The organism is Chryseobacterium sp. NRRL B-14798 (assembly GCF_050470705.1).
Taxonomy (GTDB): domain Bacteria; phylum Bacteroidota; class Bacteroidia; order Flavobacteriales; family Weeksellaceae; genus Chryseobacterium; species Chryseobacterium cupriresistens.
This window is the reverse complement of the sequence record NZ_JBFLUL010000005.1, coordinates 3,121,983-3,142,151: the sequence shown is the minus strand read 5'-3', so window position 1 is coordinate 3,142,151 and position 20,169 is coordinate 3,121,983. Positions and strand designations below refer to the sequence as shown.

Below are 20,169 nucleotides of genomic sequence, written 5' to 3'. Positions count from 1 at the left end.
ACGAATTTTATTGAAAAAATATTTTGTCAGTAATAAAAAACTTTCTATATTTGCACCACTGAAAACAACGGTGCTACCAGAGTTTAAGGAGAGTTGGCAGAGTGGTCGATTGCGGCAGTCTTGAAAACTGTTGACTGTAACAGGTCCGGGGGTTCGAATCCCTCACTCTCCGCAAAAATCCTTGAATCAAATGATTCAAGGATTTTTTTATTGCTCATCATTCTAAAGAGCAATTCCTTAGAATCACATCTGATAAATGATTTTTCATATTCTGGACATTGTCCTGAATTCGGTAGGTCTCATATTGGTAAGTTGATAAAAATTATTGCTGAAAGCGGCAATATGGGAGTACCCAATTTCATAGGTAATTTCAGTCATATTCAGATCGGTATCTTTAATTAATTCCATAGGCCGGAAAATCTTAAGCATTTTTTAGGATCAAGAAAAGAAAATATACATTATTAGAAAGCAGGTGATTCGTTAATGTAAATCGTTCAGATATTTTTAAGTTCAAGATTGGGAAAACGTAACTTTCATCTAATCCTGCAGAATCCCATTTTTGCAGGTTTTTTTGTTCTCTGATTTCCGAAATTTTCAGGTGTTTCCAGGTGCTGTTTTGTGGAGTGTTTTCATGTTTACATTCTTATATCATATTATTGTTTAGGCTGACTGTTTCGTAATTATTTGTAGTTAGAGCGTAAAAAATGGTAATCGAAAATGATGATTTGCCTCTTTTTTAATAATGAAAAGTGTGCTTTTTACATTTTTTTTTCGTGCAAAATGAAAAAAAAAATAATTGTTCTTATCATAATATTTATTCAAAAAAAAATAATCTTTTTAAGGGTATTGTGAAATTGCAATTGATTGTGAATTCATGTCTTATGAAATAAGTAAGTGTAAAATTAATGATAACCTTATCATATTTTTTATACAATTGATATCATAAAAATTCGATATGTAAATCATTGATAAGCAGTAGATAATAGCGGATTTATTTTTTTTATTCAGATGAATTTTTATATTTGTAATGTTACCAAAATGTTAACAAACTAATGAATCAGAACTTTATTCATACCTATGTCTCTGTAGATTGTGTTGTCTTTGGATTTGACCATGAAAACAGGTTGAATATATTACTAGTACAACGCCATGTTGATGACGTTCCGTTGGAAAAGCAGATCAAACTTCCTGGAAGTCTTATTTTCAGCGATGAGGATGTAGATGATGCAGCACAAAGGGTACTTCATGAACTTACAGGGATTAAAAAAATGGTTCTCAAACAGTTCAAATGCTTTGCCGATCCCATGAGAGCGAGCAATGCCCATGATATCAAATGGATGGATCAGGAATACAAACATCATATAGACAGGATCATTACAGTGGCCTATCTTTCTCTTTGTAAAATAGATCATAAGATCAACAGTACAAAATATGATACCGTAGACTGGTATCCTATTGATGAGGTTCCGGTACTGCCTTTTGATCATAACAAAATTATCACTGAATCTTTAATGGAGATCAGAAAATGGATTGAATCTGATTTCTCCATTATTTTTGAGCTGCTGCCTAAAAGATTCACCATAAGACAGCTTTATCAGCTGTACAGTGCTTTAAATGAAAAGAATATTGATATTAAGAATTTTCATAAAAAAATATCCTCATTCCCCTATATCGTTCCTTTGGATGAAATTCAAAAAGATGTATCACACCGCGCAGCAAGATATTACCGATTTGATGCTAAAATCTACAAGAAAAACAATACAAAACTTATAAAATAACCCTTTTAAAAAAATTATGTACTTACTAGGCTATGACATTGGCAGTTCTTCTGTGAAAGTGTGTCTCATTGAGGCGTCCAGCGGAAAAGTGATTGCTTCTGAATTTTCTCCCAAAAAAGAGATGAAAATCACTGCTATAAATCCCGGATGGGCAGAGCAAAATCCGGTAGACTGGTGGATCAATCTTAAGTTGGCACACGAAGCTGTCATGCATGAATCCGGAGTACATGCAGAAGATATTAAAGGAATCGGAATTACCTGGCAGATGCATGGGTTGATTCTTGTAGACAAAGATCAGAACCTTTTAAGACCATCCATTATCTGGTGCGACAGCCGTGCTGTACCTTATGGTGAAAAGGCTTTCAAAACCATAGGAGAAGAAAAATGTCTTTCACATCTGTTGAATTCACCGGGAAACTTTACAGCATCAAAGCTTGCCTGGGTAAAAGAAAACGAACCTGAGATCTTTGAAAAGATAGATAAAATAATGCTTCCCGGAGACTATATTGCCATGAGACTTTCAGGGCAGATAGGAATGACCATTGAAGGATTATCAGAAGGAATATTCTGGGATTTTAAGAACAACTGCATTTCGGAAGATATCATTAACCACTATGGAATTCCTGAAAGTTTCTTCCCGGAAATTGTACCTACATTTGGTATTCAGGCAACAGTTTCAAGGGCAGCAGCGGAAGAATTAGGCTTGAAGGAGGGTACACCTATTTCTTACAGAGCAGGAGACCAGCCCAACAATGCGCTTTCCCTGAATGTGTTTAACCCTGGAGAAATTGCCTCTACAGCAGGAACTTCAGGAGTGGTTTATGGAGTGCTGGACCAGCTGGAATATGATAAATTATCAAGGGTCAATACATTTGCCCATGTCAATTACACACCGGAACAGATCAGGCTTGGGGTTTTACTGTGTATCAACGGAACCGGAATTTTAAATTCCTGGCTGAAACACAATTTTGCAACTTCGCTTTCTTCCTATGGTGATATGAATGATATGGCTTCACTTTCACCCATCGGATCGAAAGGGTTAAGTATTATTCCTTTTGGAAACGGAGCTGAAAGAGTGCTGGAAAATAAGGATACAAGCTGTTCAATTCACGGAATAAACTTCAATATCCATTCAAAAGGCGATATTCTTCGTGCAGCACAGGAAGGTATTGTATTCTCTTATGAATATGGAATGGATATCATGAGAAATATAGGCATGGATATACAGGTGATCCGTGCAGGAAATGCCAATATGTTTTTAAGTTCAATCTTTCGCCAGTCGCTATCCAGTGTCAGCAATGCGGTTATTGAACTTTATGATACCGATGGAGCGGTAGGAGCAGCAAGAGCTGCAGGAATGGGAATAGGATTTTATTCAGATTCCAGAGAAGCATTCTCTTCACTCGAAAAAATAGCGGTGATAGAGCCCGAACACGAAAAACAGGAACAATATTTAGAAGCCTATGCCAGATGGAAACATCATCTTAACGAAATAATCTAGGACCATTACAACAGCATTTTTCATCCTCTTACTGACTTTTCAGAATCAGTGAGAAGGGAATTTCTACGCAAAAAAATAAAAACAAAAATAAAAATAATCAAATAAATATGAACACTTTAACAGGTACAAAAGAGTTTTTTACAGGTATTGAAAAAATTAAGTTTGAAGGGAAGGAAAGTAAGAACCCGTTGGCGTTCCGTTACTATGATGCGGAAAAGATCGTGATGGGAAAACCTATGAAAGACTGGACAAGATTTGCGATGGCATGGTGGCATACCTTATGTGCCAACGGAAGCGATCCGTTCGGAGGACCTACCATTCACCATCCTTGGGATATCGGAAACGATCCGGTAACAAGAGCAATGCACAAAATGGATGCAGGTTTCGAATTCATGTCTAAAATGGGATTCAATTACTACTGCTTCCATGATATCGATCTGGTAGACCCTGCCAACAACTGGAAGGACTACGAGAAAAATATGCAGACTATTGTGGAATATGCAAAACAAAAACAGCAGGAAACAGGAATTAAGCTTTTATGGGGAACAGCCAATGTTTTCACTCATGAAAGATACATGAACGGTGCTTCTACCAATCCAAATTTTGATGTAGTAGCCTGTGCAGGAACTCAGGTGAAAAATTCAATAGATGCCACGATAGCGCTTGGTGGTGAAAATTATGTTTTCTGGGGTGGAAGAGAAGGATATATGAGCCTTTTGAACACAGACATGAAGCGTGAAAAAGATCACCTTGCCCGTTTCCTTTCCATGTCAAGAGACTATGCACGCCAGCAAGGTTTTAAAGGAACTTTCCTGATTGAACCTAAACCAATGGAGCCTACCAAGCATCAGTACGATTATGATTCTGAAACAGTAATCGGATTCCTTAGACATTACGGATTAGATAAGGATTTTAAACTGAATATCGAAGTGAATCACGCTACATTGGCAGGTCACACATTCGAACATGAGCTTCAGGTTGCAGTAGATGCAGGACTTTTAGGAAGCATTGATGCCAACAGGGGAGATTATCAGAACGGATGGGATACAGACCAGTTCCCAATTGATTATTATGACATGGTTCAGGCGTGGCTGGTGCTGCTTCCGGCAGGAGGTCTGGGAACCGGAGGGGTGAATTTTGATGCCAAAATCAGAAGAAATTCTATTGATGCTGAAGATCTGTTCATTTCCCACATCTCAGGAATGGATGTATTCGCAAAAGGTCTTCTTGCAGCGGCTGATATCCTTGAAAATTCAGATTACAAAAAGCTGAGGACAGACCGTTATGCTTCTTTTGATAACGGAAACGGAAAAGCATTTGAAGAAGGTTCACTTACACTGGAAGATCTGCAGAGAATAGCTCACGAAATCGGCGAACCACAGCCAAAAAGCGGAAAACAGGAATTGTTTGAAGCCATCGTGAATATGTATATATAATTAAAAATAAAAGGCTTATCAACACTAAGGATTTTTATACACAATAATTATTAAAGAGCCTTTTATTCAACAACTAATACTAAAATAATAATTATGAACCGATTTTATTTCAATAAAAGCAATAGAGCAGCACTGTTTTTTGCAATGACTCTATTGCCTTGCGGCATAGCATATTCACAGGTTAAGAAAGATACAGTAGCTAAAGAAAATAAAATAGATGAAGTTGTTGTGATAGGATATGGAACCCAGAGAAAAGAGGCTGTAACAGGTTCTGTAGCCACTGTAAAAGGAGATGCCCTGCGTGAAGTACCTTCTGCCAACATTACCCAGGCATTACAGGGAAGAACGGCAGGGGTAGATATCTCGCAAACCTCCACTAAACCGGGTGCTGCCATGCAGATCCGTATCAGGGGAACACGATCTCTGACAGGAGATAATAACCCATTGATTGTATTGGATGGTATTCCTTTCGTAGGATCACTGGGAGACATCAGCTCAAGTGATATCAAAAGTATTGACATCCTGAAAGATGCTTCTGCTACAGCCATCTACGGGTCAAGAGGAGCAAACGGTGTTATTCTCGTTACAACCAACAGAGGAGCAAAAGGGCAGAGGCCTAAATTTACCTATAACACCTTTACAGGAGTTCAGACCTTGTTTTCAAAATATCCGATGATGGATGGTCCTAAGTTTGCAAAACTGCGTGCTTATGCCATTCCTGCGGGAAATAAAACGCCATTGTATTCCAACGGGGCTGATGAAAATAACAGCGTCAATACTGACTGGCAAAGCCTGTTTTATAAGCCGGCGATGATGACCAGTCACGATGTAGGGGTTTCAGGAGGAACAGAAGGTGGAAATTATAATGTAGGATTATCCTATTTTAAACAAAATGCATTAATTCCTATTCAGAGTTACGAAAGATTTGCCCTGAGAATGGCGATTGACCAGCAGGTAGGATCTGTCTTTAAGTTTGGTTTTACAACCAATACAAACTATTCTGTCTCTGAAGGAAACGGAGTAAATCCGGGAGCGGTTCTGGGATATTCTCCGATTGCCAATCCTTACAATGCGGACGGAAGCCCGAAAAGAGTAATGAGCACCGCAGGCGGTATCGATCAGACATGGATTTATACCAGAAGAAGCCTGGAGAGCCTGGCAGAGAAATATATTGATGAAACCAAATCTTTTGCATCCTATAACAACCTTTACGGAGAAGTCAGCCTTCCAGTCAAAGGATTGAAATACAGGTTAAATGTAGGGTTGGATTTCCGTACTTCAAACAGTGGAAACTATAGTGGTGTAGGAGTTTTCAATACAAATCCTCTGGGACCGTCAGCGGCAGGAAAAGGGAATAACCAGACTTATCACTGGGTATTGGAAAACCTCCTGACGTACGACCGTACATTCGGAAAACATAAGATCAACGCAGTAGCATTATACTCTGCAGAACAGAACAAGTATACAAGCTCATACATGAGTGCAAAAAATGTCCCTGCAGACTTTTTCCAGTATTATAACCTGGGACAGTCACCTCAGGCAGATATTACAGTAAGACCTGAAGACCAGGCGTACTGGAAAACAGGCCTGCTTTCAGCGATGGGAAGAATCATGTATACGTATGATAACAGGTACATGCTTACAGCCACACTCCGTGCCGACGGATCTTCCAGACTGGCACCGGGTAACAAATGGCATACCTATCCCGCATTATCATTAGGATGGAATGTTACCAACGAATCCTTCATGGAGAATATCAAAGCGATTAATCTCCTGAAATTCAGAGTAGGATGGGGGCAGACTTCCAATCAGGCAGTAGATCCATACACTACGATGGGAAGATTTAACGTGGCTCCTTATAACTACGGAAGCGCAGGAAGTGCAGGAATCTATGGAAATCAGCCGCCTAATCCAAACCTTGGATGGGAATATTCAAAAACACAAAACTACGGGGTAGACTTCGGGATCCTGAACAACCGCCTTACGGGAAGTGTGGAATATTACAAAACCCATACATTTGACCTGTTGACACAAAAAAGTCTTCCGGCAACAAGCGGTTGGTCATCCATCGTTTCCAATGTAGCCGAAACGGAAAATAAAGGGGTGGAAATTTCCTTGAACGGAGTTATTTTTGATAACCCGGATGGGTTTACATGGGAAGCCGGAGTTAATTTTTACACCAATAAAAACAAAATTTTATCTCTTGCATCCGGAACACAACGGGACATCAATAACTCATGGTTTGTAGGGCATAATATCAATTCATTGTATGATTATCAGTACATCGGTCTTTGGCAGGCTGGCGACCCGTATCAGAGCATTCTGGAGCCGGGAACTGCTGCGGATGTTATAGGATCTATCAAGGTTCTTTACACCGGAGGCTATAATGCTGACGGAACTCCGGTAAGAGCAATAGGACCGGATGACAGACAGATTTTTGATACCGCTCCGAAATTCCAGGGAGGATTTAATATGCGCTTTGCCTACAAGAATTTTGAACTGAGCACAGTAGGAGCTTTCCAGCACGGAGGAATCCTGGTGAGTACGATTTACGGATCTGCAAGTTATCTTAACAGATTAACGGGTAGAGGGAATAACGTGGATGTGGATTACTGGACAGAAGATAATACCGGTGCTTATTTTCCGCGCCCGGGACGTCATTTGAGTGGCGATAATCCAAAGTATTCTTCTACTTTAGCAATGTTTGATGCTTCTTACCTTAAGCTTCGTACCATTACATTAGGCTATAATGTCAATAAAGATTTTTTAAAGGATCTGAAAATTACCAGCTTAAGAATTTACTTTACGGTAACCAATCCTGTTGTGCTATTCTCACCTTATCATAAGTTCTCAGGAATGGATCCGGAACCAAACTCTTTCGGAAATGAAAACCAGGCAGTAAGCGGATATCCAAACCGCCAGCTTGTCATAGGAACGAACAACCCTTCCACAAGAAATTACTTAATGGGACTTAACTTAACCTTTTAAAACTGTACTGTCATGATAAATTTTAACAAAAAACTGCTATTAGGAGCAATCTTTTTATCCTTAACATTTACAGGTTGTAGTGAAATTCTTGATGAGCAGCCAAGAGCAATCTATACAGCTGACTATTTTAATACACCGGATGGAGTTAATCAGGGATTTACGGCTTTATACAGACAGATGAGATTACTGTATGGCAATGGCTACTTTATGAGCAATTGTCAGAACGGAACTGACGAATCTACCTGGGCACAAAGTGCGGATGGAAACTTCAAAGAATTGGATATGTCCGGAAACGGTATTATCAATTCCAATACTTTTCCTACCAGTATGGTCTGGAACTCCGTATTTCCATATATTAATACTGCCAACGGAATCATTGAAAAAGGACCTGGATTCGGAATTGCAGAATCTATGATTTCTGAAGCCCGTTTCTTCCGCGGATTTTACTACTTCATGCTCGTACAGACCTATGGAGGAGTTCCTCTGGATTTAGGAGCAGGGGAATTGAAATATAACACTCTGCCTTCCACCTCTTCTGTAAGAAATACCGTACCGGAAGTATATACAAAAACTGTTTTTGCTGACCTTAAAAAAGCAATAGAAAATTTACCTGCATCACCAAGGGTAACAGGTGGTGTAACTAAAAATGTTGCAAGATTGATGCTTGCCAAAGCTTACCTTACTTATGGATGGTGGCTGCAGAATCCAAACAGCATTCCAACTTATCCTGAAGTGGCAAGAACTGATCCTGACGGACACAATGCCCAGTGGTATTTCCAGCAGGCTTATGATATCGCCATGGAAGGAATCAACAATCCCGGACCTTATACGCTTCAGCCTACTTTCTATGATGTGAATGTAGGTTCCAATGACAGGAATACCGAATCTATGCTGTATGCAGACCATACACAGTCAAGTACATACTACAACGAAAGTGATCCTGTAGGATTTGGATCAGGCTGGGCACCGGACAATTTTGCAGCATGGATGCAGACCTGGAACTATACTGCCATCAAAAGCAGTAAAACCACAGCGTGGGAAGGAGCGGACGTTGTAAGCGCCGTACAGAGAGAAGCAGCACAGCCATTGGGACGTCCATGGGTGCGTATGTGTCCTACCTTAGGTGTTATCAAAAATACTTTTGCAGATAAAACCAACGATTCCCGTTATGATGGAACTTTTGTAACCACCTACAGAGGAAACTGGAACAAGAATGGAACAGGCCTTACAACGGTTCCTGTACTTTATAATGCCAATAATTTACCTGTACAGCCGGGAGGAGCTATCTTAAGCTTCCTGAATGATGACAGTCAGACTCCTTCTTACCCTACAGGATCCGGACAAAGTGGTGTAGGAGCAGGAACCCTTCCGGGAAGAGCAGACTGGGTGATCGCACCGAACGGAATCAGCAGAATTGTATATCCGGGTCTTTGGAAAATAGGAACTTACCGTACCGATGATCCAAATGGATTAGGATATCCGAATGCAGGATTAACCCGTCCTTTCAGTGTTGCCAAATTTTCAGAATTCTATTTTATTGCCGCAGAAGCAGCTGTAAAAGGAGCTTCAGGAGCTATGACAGCCAGAGATCTTATCAACGTCATCCGTGCCCGTGCCGGAAAATGGAAGTTCAATAATGCACAGAATACCGCTTATGTAGCAGATAACAGTGCTGCGATGACGGCTGCTACGCCATCTGTAATTACCATTGATTATATCCTTGCAGAAAGATCCCGTGAATATTACGGAGAGTTCTACAGATGGTATGATCTGGTACGTACACAGAAGTGGGGAGATTATGCGGCAAGTTATCAGATTGGAGGAGCTTCTTATGGAGATCATGATCCGCAGACGGTGACAAGAACAATAAAACCTTTTCATTATCTGAGACCGATTCCTCAGAATCAGATTGATGCGATGGAAGTATCGGCAGATATTAAAGCAAAATATCAGAATCCGGGATACAATTAATTTCATTCTACATTCATATCAGTAACAGAGTAGGTGTGAAAAGCACCTGCTTTGTTTATCTGAATTAAATTTTAAAACTATGGAAAAAACCTGGCGTTGGTTTGGCAAAAAAGACAAAATAGCACTCAGCACACTTCGTCAAATAGGAGTAGAAGGAATTGTTTCTGCCCTGCACGATATCCCAAACGGAGAAATCTGGAATTCAGAGGCCATCAATGATTATAAAAACTATATAGAAAGCCACGGACTTCGCTGGTCTGTTGTGGAAAGTCTTCCCGTGAGCGAAGCCATCAAATACGGAGGTGAAGACCGTGACTCTTTATTAGAAAATTATATCATAAGCCTTGAAAATCTGGGTAAAGCAGGTGTTACAACAGTTTGCTACAACTTCATGCCCGTTCTCGACTGGGCAAGAACCGACCTCTTTCACGAATGGGAAGACGGTTCATCCTCTCTTTATTTTGAAAAAGCCAAGTTTGCGTACTTCGAAATTCATATCCTTAAAAGAGAAGGAGCAGACAACGATTATGATCCGGAAATCCTTCAAAAGGTAGAAGAATTAAAAAATACCTTAACGGAAAAAGATAATCATGACCTGATAGACTCAGTCATTGTAAAAACACAGGGTTTCGTGAATGGAAATATCAAAGAAGGAGAATTGAATCCTGTAGAAAAGTTCAAAAGTCTGCTGGTTTTGTACGATGGTATAGATAAGCATCAGCTTCGCCAAAACATGAAATATTTCCTTGAAAAAATAATGCCTGTCTGCGAAAAATGGAATATCCAGATGTGTGTACATCCAGATGATCCGCCTTTTTCATTATTGGGCTTACCCAGAATAGTAACCAATGAAGAAGATATCGAATGGTTTCTGAAAGCTGTTGATAATCCTCATAACGGATTAACATTCTGTGCCGGTTCTTTAAGTGCCGACCTTCAAAATGATGTTCCAAAGCTTGCGCAAAAATTTGCTCATCGTACCAAATTCGTACACCTGAGAAGTACAAATGTCTTTGAAAACGGTGATTTTATTGAGGCTCATCACCTGGGAGGAAGAGGAAAGCTCATTGAAGTAATCCGTGTATTCGAAAAAGAAAATCCTGATCTTCCTATGAGGATTGACCATGGTAGACTTTTAACGGAAGATATTGACAAAGGATATAATCCCGGTTACTCATTTTTAGGAAGAATGCTGGCATTGGGCCAGATTGAAGGAGTAATGGCCGCAGTACAGTCAGAATTACAAAAAAATTAAACTGCGTTTGTAATAAATAATAAAAAGTAAAATGAAAGACCTGTTTAGTATTGAAAACAAAGTAGCAGTCATCACAGGGGCTTCGGGCGTTTTGGGAGGCAGCCTTGCCAAAAGTTTTATAGAGGCCGGAGCAAAAGTTGTTGCACTGGGAAGAAACCAGGAAACACTGGATGCCCGGGTAAAAGAACTGACAGATTTGGGCGGGGATGCACTTGCTGTAGAAGCCAATGTGATGGATATTGAAAGCCTTGAAGCCGCTTCCTTGAAAATAAAAGAAAAGTATGGCAGCATTGATATTCTGCTCAATATAGCGGGTGGAAATATTCCGACAGCAACCTTATCACCCGAACAGTCATTTTTTGATATGGATATGAAAGGATGGGCTGAGGTTACCGATCTCAATATCAACGGGACAGTTTACCCCAGCTATGTTTTCGGAAAAGTAATGGCGGAGCAGGGAAGCGGAAACATTATTAATATTTCTTCCATGGCCGTGTATTCAGCAATTACAAGAGTAGCCGGATATTCTGCCGCCAAATCCGCAATCACCAATTTTACCCAATGGCTGGCCTCTGATATGGCATTGAAGTTCGGAGATAAAATACGCGTTAATGCTGTAGCACCAGGATTTTTCATTGGTGATCAGAACCGTGCTATTCTGTTGAATCCGGACGGAAGCTTAACCGAAAGAAGTAAAAAAGTAATGGCCAAAACACCCATGCAGAGATTTGGAGAAGTAGAAGAACTGAATGGGGTTGTACAGTTTCTGTGTTCAGATGCTGCAAGTTTCATCACAGGAGCACTGATTCCTGTTGACGGAGGTTTCAGCGCATTCAGCGGATTATAAAAAGCTAATTTCTTCATATCATCAAACAGGACCTTAATGGTTTCATTAAGGGTTCTGTTTTTAAATGTAGACACCTAAGTGTTGTGAAAATCTTTGATTTTCATTTTATGTGAACTTTTCTGCAGAATTATTTTAAACTTTCTTAAGTGAGCTAAAGTGTTTTAAAATAAAGCTTTTGTGACTTTTGTGGTTTTGCAGAGTTTAAACGAGTTAATTAAAATCCAGGATTGTAAAAATAAATAATGAGTAATTCCATTAAAAATAAAGATGTTTTCGGAGAACTGTTTTTGCTTGAATCAGCAAAGGCAGAAAATTTGTATTTCGGATATGCCAAAGACATGCCGGTGATTGATTATCACAATCATCTGGAGCCGGATGTTATTTCTGCCAATCAAAACTTCCGTTCTCCAGCAGCTATCTGGCTGGATGGTGACCATTACAAATGGAGAGCCATGAGAAATTTTGGTATTGATGAACAGTTTATTTCCGGAAATGCTTCAGATCAGGAAAAATTCATGAAATGGGCCGAAGTGGTGCCTTATACCCTTCGCAATCCGCTGTTTCACTGGACGCATCTGGAACTCAAAAATCCTTTTGGTATCAACGAATATTTATCACCCAATAATGCAGATACGGTGTATCATCAGATGAATGAAAGTCTGCAGACACCTGGTTTTTTACCACAATCCATTATTGAAAATTTTAAAGTAGAAGCCTTATGTACTACAGATGATCCTGCTGATGATCTGGTTCATCATAAAGCTTTAAAACACAGTGGGTTTAAAACAGCTGTTCTTCCTGCTTTCCGCCCTGATGCTTATATTAATATAATTAATCCTGAACGGTATCTTTCAGGAATTAAAAAACTTGAAAAAGTTTGTGAATTTTCCATCGTGTCAGCTTCTGATCTGTTGAATGCACTTCAGTCCAGAATCAATTATTTTGTGGAAGCAGGGGCAAAAGTAGCCGATCACGGCTTTGAATATTTTCCGGATACCACAAAGTGGAATCAAAACCTTGAAAAAGAGTTTTCAGAATTCCTGAAAGGGAATATTTCAACATTTTCCGATCCGGATGCCTTATGTGGCTATATGCTGAAAGAGCTTTGCAAAATGTATGCAGAAAAAGGCTGGGTACAGCAGTTTCATGTAGGGGCAACCCGAAACAACAATTCAGAAATGTTCAGAAAAATGGGCGCCAATGCAGGATATGATGCCATTGGAGAACCCTATTATGCACAGCGATTGAGTGTTTTGCTGGATGCATTGAATTCAGAAGAAAAACTGGCCAAAACCATTATATACAATCTGAATCCGGCATTTAATGAAGTTTTGGCATCCCTTGCCGGAAACTTCAATGAAGGAGGCATCAAATCCAAAGTACAGTTTGGAGCAGCCTGGTGGTTTCTTGATCAGCTTGACGGGATGACGAAACAGATGAATACACTTTCCAATATCGGTCTGATCAGCACTTTTGTCGGCATGCTGACCGATTCCCGAAGCCTGCTGTCATTCTCAAGACATGATTATTTCAGAAGGCTTTTGTGCAATCTGTTCGGAAGTGAAATGGAAAGAGGTCTTCTTCCCGATGATGAAAAATGGGTAGGAAAGATCATTCAGGATATCTGTTATCATAATACAAAAAACTATTTTGAAATCTAATACCATGCAGAATTCAGCTAAAATACTATGTTTCGGGGAACTGCTTCTCCACTTTGCCCCGGATTCCGAAGGAAACTGGTTGAATGAGCAGTCTCTGAAGATGTATGTTGGCGGCGCTGAATATAATGTGGCAGCAGCACTTTCCCAGTGGAAGAATCCTGTGAAATTATTATCAGCTTTACCGGAAAATTTCGTAGGAAACCAGCTGGAATCCCAGCTTAACAATAAAGGAATAGAAGTCCTTGCAGAAAAAACTCAAGGGAGAATAGGAACATTTTACCTTTCTTCTGATGGAGATATGCAGAACGCTTCAGTAGTGTACGACCGCTTTCCGTCTGTTTTTACCCAATCGGATTTTGAAACTTTCAGTGATGATGAACTATTTTCAGAGGTAAAATGGCTGCATATCAGTACCATCACACCGGCATTGAGTGACAACGCATTCCGCAAATGTCTGCAAATCATGAAAGAAGCCAGAGCAAGAAATATTACGGTTTCCCTCGACCTGAATTACAGGGCGTTGCTTTGGCAAAATCAGAACCCTCACAAAATTAAAGAGCTGATGCCTTTTGTGAATGTTCTCATGGGAAATATCTGGGCTGTCGGGCAGTTCCTGGATATTCAGGTTGAATATGAACTTAACGGAAAATTTGATGATGAAAATCTTCTGAAACAGGCTGAAAAAACAGCGTTGGAAATCCGGAAACAGTTCCCGGCTGTGGAAAAAATTGCAAATACTTTCCGCTTTACAAACGGAGAACAGGTGAATTACTTTGCCACCTTATTTGCTGATGAGAAACTTTTGATTTCAGAAAAATATAATTCAGATAAAATCGATGAAAGGGTAGGAAGCGGTGATTCTTTCATGGCCGCCTTGATTCATGGAATTTTAAAAGGAAATTCTGATGAGCAGATCCTTGAGGATGCGACAAAAGTTGCTTTTAAAAAACTTTTTGTAAAGGGAGATACCATTGATGAAAGCATAAATATCGAGAAATTATGAGTGAAATACTACAAAAAATAAAAGACCAGAAAATAGTTCCGTTATTCTATAACGAATCGTTTGAGGTCTCAAAAAATATCATAAAAGCTTTATACGAAGCAGGAATCCGTGTGATAGAATATACCAACCGCGGCCATCAGGCATTGGAAAATTTCACTAAGCTGAAAGAAATTTCCCATACAGAATTTCCTGGTCTTCTGTTAGGAATCGGGACGGTAAAAAATATACAGGAAATGGATGATTATGCTAACGTAAAATCAGATTTTATCATTACGCCTGTTATCAATGAGGCATTGGTGAAACATACTCTCGAAAAAAAGATCCTTCTGATTCCGGGCTGCTTTACCCCTTCCGATATCAATATCGCGCATCAGAATGGGTTAACACTGGTTAAAATATTTCCGGCTGATGCTTTAGGAAAGAACTACATCAAATCGGTGCAATCTGTTTTTCCGGGAATGAATTTTATGCCCACCGGAGGAATTCATGCTGAAACTGAAGATATCAGGGAATGGCTCAATGGAGGTGCCATAGCAGCAGGGCTGGGAAGCTCTCTCATCGGAAAAGATATTAATGAAGAAGCACTGACTCGTAAAACAAAAAATTTATTACAACAACTTAATCAATAACTCAATGCAGGCTCCTCACAACCGCAATATAAGATGGTGGATGCTGTCCCTTGTCTTTCTCGCCACTACGATCAATTACCTTGACCGTCAGGTAATGGGTTTGCTGAAACCTGTGCTGGAAAAAGAATTCAGCTGGGATGAAAAAGATTATAGCTATATCGTCATGGCTTTTACCACGACTTATGCCATCGGTTATATGGCCATGGGAAGGTTTATAGACAAGGTAGGAACCAAAATCGGGTATGCGGTTTCTCTTATTGTATGGAGTTTGGCCTCTATAGGACATGGTCTTGTAAAAAGTACCATCGGATTTATCATTGCGAGAAGTACCTTAGGCATCAGTGAAGCAGGAAACTTTCCTGCCGCCATCAAATCAGTGGCTGAATGGTTTCCCAAAAAAGAAAGAGCACTGGCAACGGGAATTTTTAACTCAGGAGCGACGGTGGGAGCTATTTTAGCCCCGCTATTGGTTCCGGTCATTCTTGGGCATTACGGCTGGAGACAGACCTTTGTATGGATTGGTGCTTTGGGCATGGTCTGGATTATTCTTTGGTGGAAATTTTATACCGTACCGGAAAAAGCTAAAAATATCAGCAAGGAAGAACTGCAGTATATAAAAAGCGATCAGACTGAAAAAACAGAAGAGAAAACCAAAATTCCTTTATCGGAATTACTGAAATATAAAGTAACATGGTCATTTGCCATCGGTAAGATATTAACCGATCCTATCTGGTATTTCTTCATGTTCTGGCTGCCGGCCTATTTCTCGGATGTATTCAAAATGGATTTAACCAAACCATCTCTTCCGTTAATTATTATTTACAGCGGAACCACGATCGGAAGTATTGGTGGAGGATATCTCTCATCATTTCTGATCAAAAAAGGCTGGGCTATCGGAAGAGCCAGAAGCATTACCATGTTATTGTTTGCTTTGATGGTAGTTCCGGTCATGTTCTCAAAATATGTAGATAATATGTGGATGATCACAATCATCATTGCCTTTGCAACAGCTGCACATCAAGGATGGGGAGCCAATCTTATGACTACGGTCGGAGATCAGTTACCCAACAATTATGTCAGTTCTGTCATTGGTTTTGGCGGAATGCTGGGCTCAGCGGCAGGAATCATTTTTCCCCTTTTTATCGGAATTGTTCTCGACGCTTTTAAAAAATCAGGAAACATCAACGGGGGCTACAACATTATATTTTTCATAGCCGGAATATCCTATGTTACAGCCTGGGGATTGATTAAAATAATCAACCGCAAGAAAACCTTATAAAAACTATTAAATAATGATCTGTAATCGATTATAATAATAAAATATGATACGCATTGCTGAGTGTAACGCCCTTGTGAACCTTATTAAGGATGTAGTTAAAAAATTTGCGGACTTAGCGTTAAAAAGAACAACACCTATTCAAAAATATACATTTTAAAAACTATAAAAAAAGAATAACAATGAAACAGAATATAATGAATTTAGCTTTCTTCAGAAATAAAACGAATATCCTTGCAGCAGCTGCTTTGCTATCGGTGACTTCGATTTCTGCCCAGACATTCTCAGACTTTAATTACCGTGGAAACGATAAAATATATAATGACAACCCTCTTAAACCGGACGAATTTTATTCTCCGATTTTACAGGGCTGTTATCCCGATCCAAGCATTACAAAAAAAGGCGACGATTATTATCTGGTAAACTCTTCTTTCTCAATGTTTCCGGGCGTTCCGATTTTTACGTCTAAAGATCTGGTAAACTGGAAGCAGGTAGGGCACGTTTTAGACAGACCTTCCCAGCTTAAAGTTGAAAATTCGGGCGTTTCGCATGGAATTTATGCACCGGATATCAAATACAATAAGCACAACGATACTTTTTATATGATTACTACCCAGTTTGCAGGTGGTATCGGAAATATGGTCGTAAAAACCAAAGATCCGTCAAAAGGATGGAGCGAAGTCCAAAAGCTAAACTTTGACGGTATTGATCCCTCTGTTTTCTTTGATGATGATGGAAAAGCATATATCGTTCACAATGATGCTCCGCCGAAAGGTACTGAGCAGTACAACGGCCACCGTGTTATTAAGATTTGGGACTATGATCTCGAAAAAGACCAGGTAGTTGCGGGCTCGGATAAGATTATTGTAAACGGAGGCGTGGATCTTTCCCAAAAACCGATCTGGATTGAAGGTCCCCATATTTACAAAAAGAACGGTAAATACTACCTGATGTGTGCAGAAGGCGGAACCGGAGGCAACCATAGCGAAGTGATTTTTATGGCAGATTCTCCGAAAGGACCGTTTGTTCCCGCTAAAAATAATCCAATTCTTACGCAAAGATATTTTCCGAGAGACAGAAAGGAAAAAGTGGATTGGGCAGGTCATGCAGATTTAGTGGAAGGTCCGAACGGACAATGGTATGGCGTATTTTTAGCAATTCGTCCGAATGTCAGCAACCGTGTTAACAAAGGCCGTGAAACGTTCATTCTTCCTGTAGACTGGAGCGGAACGTATCCTGTTTTCCAAAATGGCCTGGTTCCGATGAAACCAAAATTGAAAATGCCACAAGGTGTTCAGAATCAAACCGGACAAACCGGATTTTTCCCGAACGGCAACTTTACATACAACGATAAACTAACCGATAAAAACCTCGATTTCCGTTGGATTGCCATGCGTGGTCCTCGTGAAAACTTCATTACTGCAACAAAAAATGGTGTAAAAGTGAATCCAATGGAAACGAACATCAAAGCGTTGGCTCCGATTTCATCTTTGTTCCACAGATTACAGCACGAAGACTTTGAAACTTCCGTAACCCTGGATTATAAACCAAAATCGCAAAAAGAATTGGCTGGAATTACCCTCTACCAAAGCGAAACATTCAATTATGTTTTCGGAATCACGAAAAAAGATAAAGATTTCTACATCGTATTGGAAAGAACAGAAAAAGGCCAATCAAAGCTGATCGCCAGCGAGAAAATTTCATTATCCAAACCGGTTAAACTGCAGGTTGTTGCTGATAAAGATGAACATAGCTTTAATTATTCATTGGATGGCAGGAACTATAAAAACCTTGGCGGACCGGTTTCAGGAGATATACTTTCTACCGATGTAGCGGGAGGTTTTACAGGAAGCCTTATCGGGCTTTACAGCACCTCTTCCAATGATATTGTACCGAATTAAGTTAGTATTAGCAATGTCACACTGAGCTTGTCGAAGTGTTTCCTTTTAAGACTGAAAAGAATCAAATCGAACCAAAACATCAAAAACGTGAAAATCAAAAAATCTTATATAGTTTCTTTATTGGGATTTATCGGGCTGAATCTTCTTTCAGCCCAGGTAAATCCTTCCGGAAAACAGAGTACCGCATTTACCAATCCCATCATCTGGGCAGATGCACCGGATTTATCCATTACCAGAAACGGAAATGATTTTTACCTGATCAGTACCACCATGCATCTGATGCCCGGAGCTCCGGTAATGCATTCCAGAGATCTGGTACATTGGGAAATGTCCGGGTATGTTTTTGACACTTTGAATGACAACTCAAAATATGATTTATTGAACGGAACCGTTTACGGCAGGGGCCAATGGGCTTCATCAATTCGCTACCATAAAGGGAAATATTATGTTTTGTTTTCTCCGAATGATGAACCTTTCAAATCCTATTTCTATGTGACTGATCATCCCGAAAAAGGAAAATGGAAACTCATCACCAGAACACGGCATTTTCATGATGCTTCACTGTTTTTCGATGATGATGACAGGATATACGTTTTTACTTCCAACAAAGTTTTTGAACTGAGTCCTGATTTTAAAGAAGTGATCAGAAATCCGGATGGAACTGAGGTATTTCAGAAAGATGCTTCGGAAACCGGGCTTCTGGAAGGTAATCAGATCATCAAAAGAAACGGAAAATATTATATGATGATGATATCCTGGCCAAGAAACGAAAAACGCCGTCAGGTAGTCTACAGTGCAGATAAAGTGACAGGTCCTTACGAGAAAAAAGTAATTCTGGAAGATAATTTTTTAGGATTTTCCTATGCAGGGCAAGGCGCTTTGATTGATGATAAAAACGGAAACTGGTATTCCCTTATTTTCCAGGACAGAAATGGGGTTGGACGTGTTCCGTTGCTTCTGCCTGTTCACTGGGAAAATGACTGGCCGGTACTGGGAGATAACGGAAAAGTTCCTTTGAAAGGAGAAGTTCCGCTTCCGCCGTTCAAAGCAAAAAATCATCTGGTGGAAAGCGATGAGTTCTCTGATAAAACAATGAAAATCCAGTGGCAATGGAATCATAATCCGGTGAATGAAGCCTGGTCTTTATCAGAAAGAAAAGGCTTTCTGAGGCTGAAAACCAGCAGGGTAGTAGACAATCTGTACGCGGCACCCAATACCTTGACCCAGAGAATGGAAGGTCCGGGTTCTTCAGCGGTTGTCGCAATGGACCTTAAAGGAATGAAAGATGGTGATGTTGCCGGTTTCAGTGCTTTCAACGGGGATTCCGGGATTTTATCAATAGTAAAGGAGGGTAAAGAAAAATTCATTGTTTTTTCAACCAATGAAGTAAGTCTGGACAATAAAACAAAAGCCATTACCGGAGTTAAAAAAGAAGAAAAAAAACGGATTCCTCTTAATTCTGATAAAGTTTTCCTTCGTATTGATGCCGATTTTAACCTCGGAAAAGATCTTGCAGATTTTTATTACAGTACGGATCAGAAGAACTGGACGGAAATGGCAAAAGACTACAAAATGATCTTTGATTACCGTAGATTTTTTATGGGTTCGAAATTCGCAGTTTTTAATTATGCCACTAAAAATACCGGAGGATTTGTAGATGTGGACTTTTTCAGAGTCAGTGAAGCTGGAAAATAAAATCAAAGCAGATAAAAGTCTGCTGTAAATAGATAGAATTAATGTTAGGTTGTTTGAACTTAACATAACCACAAAAGGCACAAAAGCTTTCATTTTAAAATACTTGAGTCTACCTAAGTAAGTTTAAAATGATTGTGTAGAAAAGTTCACATAAGCTGAAAATCAGAGATTTTCACAAAACTTAGGTGTATTTATTATGCATAAGGTTTGGCTCTGAAGAAAACTTAA

The 20,169-nt window shown here is 39.7% G+C and carries 14 protein-coding genes and 1 tRNA gene; 14 read left to right on the top strand and 1 reads right to left on the bottom strand.

Going from position 1 to position 20,169, the window contains the following annotated elements; genetic code table 11:
• Window positions 1–87: 87 nt before the first annotated feature.
• Window positions 88–172: transfer RNA gene (locus AB1278_RS14545), tRNA-Ser, on the top strand.
• A 92-nt stretch (window positions 173–264) separates the two neighbouring features.
• Here the strand turns inward: AB1278_RS14545 and AB1278_RS14540 are convergent.
• Window positions 265–408, bottom strand: coding sequence for a helix-turn-helix domain-containing protein (locus AB1278_RS14540; protein WP_238349688.1), 144 nt, complete (start codon window positions 406–408; stop codon window positions 265–267).
• A gap of 644 nt (window positions 409–1,052) precedes the next feature.
• On the opposite strand from AB1278_RS14540, the gene AB1278_RS14535 reads away from it, so the two are divergent.
• The 13 genes from AB1278_RS14535 (at window position 1,053) to AB1278_RS14475 (ending at window position 19,941) form a co-directional block, all read left to right on the top strand.
• Entirely contained in the window at window positions 1,053–1,778 is a 726-nt protein-coding gene (locus tag AB1278_RS14535; RefSeq protein WP_047430953.1) for an NUDIX hydrolase, read from the top strand.
• Between the two features lie 16 nt (window positions 1,779–1,794).
• Complete coding sequence (locus AB1278_RS14530; RefSeq protein WP_227941534.1) at window positions 1,795–3,279, top strand: xylulokinase; 1,485 nt, start codon at window positions 1,795–1,797, stop codon at window positions 3,277–3,279.
• A gap of 107 nt (window positions 3,280–3,386) precedes the next feature.
• Complete coding sequence (gene xylA / locus AB1278_RS14525; protein WP_110009770.1) at window positions 3,387–4,715, top strand: xylose isomerase; 1,329 nt, start codon at window positions 3,387–3,389, stop codon at window positions 4,713–4,715.
• 93 nt (window positions 4,716–4,808) lie between these two features.
• Window positions 4,809–7,703, top strand: coding sequence for a SusC/RagA family TonB-linked outer membrane protein (locus AB1278_RS14520; RefSeq protein ID WP_343643302.1), 2,895 nt, complete (start codon window positions 4,809–4,811; stop codon window positions 7,701–7,703).
• Window positions 7,704–7,715: 12 nt separating this feature from the next.
• Window positions 7,716–9,674 (top strand): RagB/SusD family nutrient uptake outer membrane protein, encoded by a 1,959-nt coding sequence (locus AB1278_RS14515; RefSeq protein WP_343643303.1) that lies wholly within the window; start codon window positions 7,716–7,718, stop codon window positions 9,672–9,674.
• Between the two features lie 79 nt (window positions 9,675–9,753).
• A complete protein-coding gene (uxuA, locus tag AB1278_RS14510; protein ID WP_429815264.1) occupies window positions 9,754–10,929 on the top strand; it encodes a mannonate dehydratase in 1,176 nt (391 codons plus the stop codon).
• A gap of 31 nt (window positions 10,930–10,960) precedes the next feature.
• Window positions 10,961–11,776, top strand: coding sequence for an SDR family oxidoreductase (locus tag AB1278_RS14505; protein ID WP_429815261.1), 816 nt, complete (start codon window positions 10,961–10,963; stop codon window positions 11,774–11,776).
• A gap of 242 nt (window positions 11,777–12,018) precedes the next feature.
• Window positions 12,019–13,437, top strand: a complete 1,419-nt coding sequence (gene uxaC / locus AB1278_RS14500; protein WP_429815258.1) for a glucuronate isomerase — start codon at window positions 12,019–12,021, stop codon at window positions 13,435–13,437.
• A gap of 4 nt (window positions 13,438–13,441) precedes the next feature.
• Window positions 13,442–14,440: a sugar kinase gene (locus AB1278_RS14495; RefSeq protein WP_429815255.1), complete on the top strand. Its 999-nt coding sequence runs from the start codon at window positions 13,442–13,444 to the stop codon at window positions 14,438–14,440.
• Window positions 14,437–15,069 (top strand): bifunctional 4-hydroxy-2-oxoglutarate aldolase/2-dehydro-3-deoxy-phosphogluconate aldolase, encoded by a 633-nt coding sequence (locus AB1278_RS14490; RefSeq protein WP_429815252.1) that lies wholly within the window; start codon window positions 14,437–14,439, stop codon window positions 15,067–15,069. Before AB1278_RS14495 ends, AB1278_RS14490 begins: the two co-directional genes overlap by 4 nt.
• A 4-nt stretch (window positions 15,070–15,073) precedes the next feature.
• A complete protein-coding gene (locus AB1278_RS14485; RefSeq protein ID WP_429815249.1) occupies window positions 15,074–16,348 on the top strand; it encodes an MFS transporter in 1,275 nt (424 codons plus the stop codon).
• 179 nt (window positions 16,349–16,527) lie between these two features.
• Entirely contained in the window at window positions 16,528–18,246 is a 1,719-nt protein-coding gene (locus AB1278_RS14480; RefSeq protein ID WP_429815246.1) for a glycoside hydrolase family 43 protein, read from the top strand.
• Between the two features lie 87 nt (window positions 18,247–18,333).
• Window positions 18,334–19,941, top strand: coding sequence for a glycoside hydrolase family 43 protein (locus tag AB1278_RS14475; RefSeq protein ID WP_429815243.1), 1,608 nt, complete (start codon window positions 18,334–18,336; stop codon window positions 19,939–19,941).
• The last annotated feature ends 228 nt before the right edge of the window (window positions 19,942–20,169 follow it).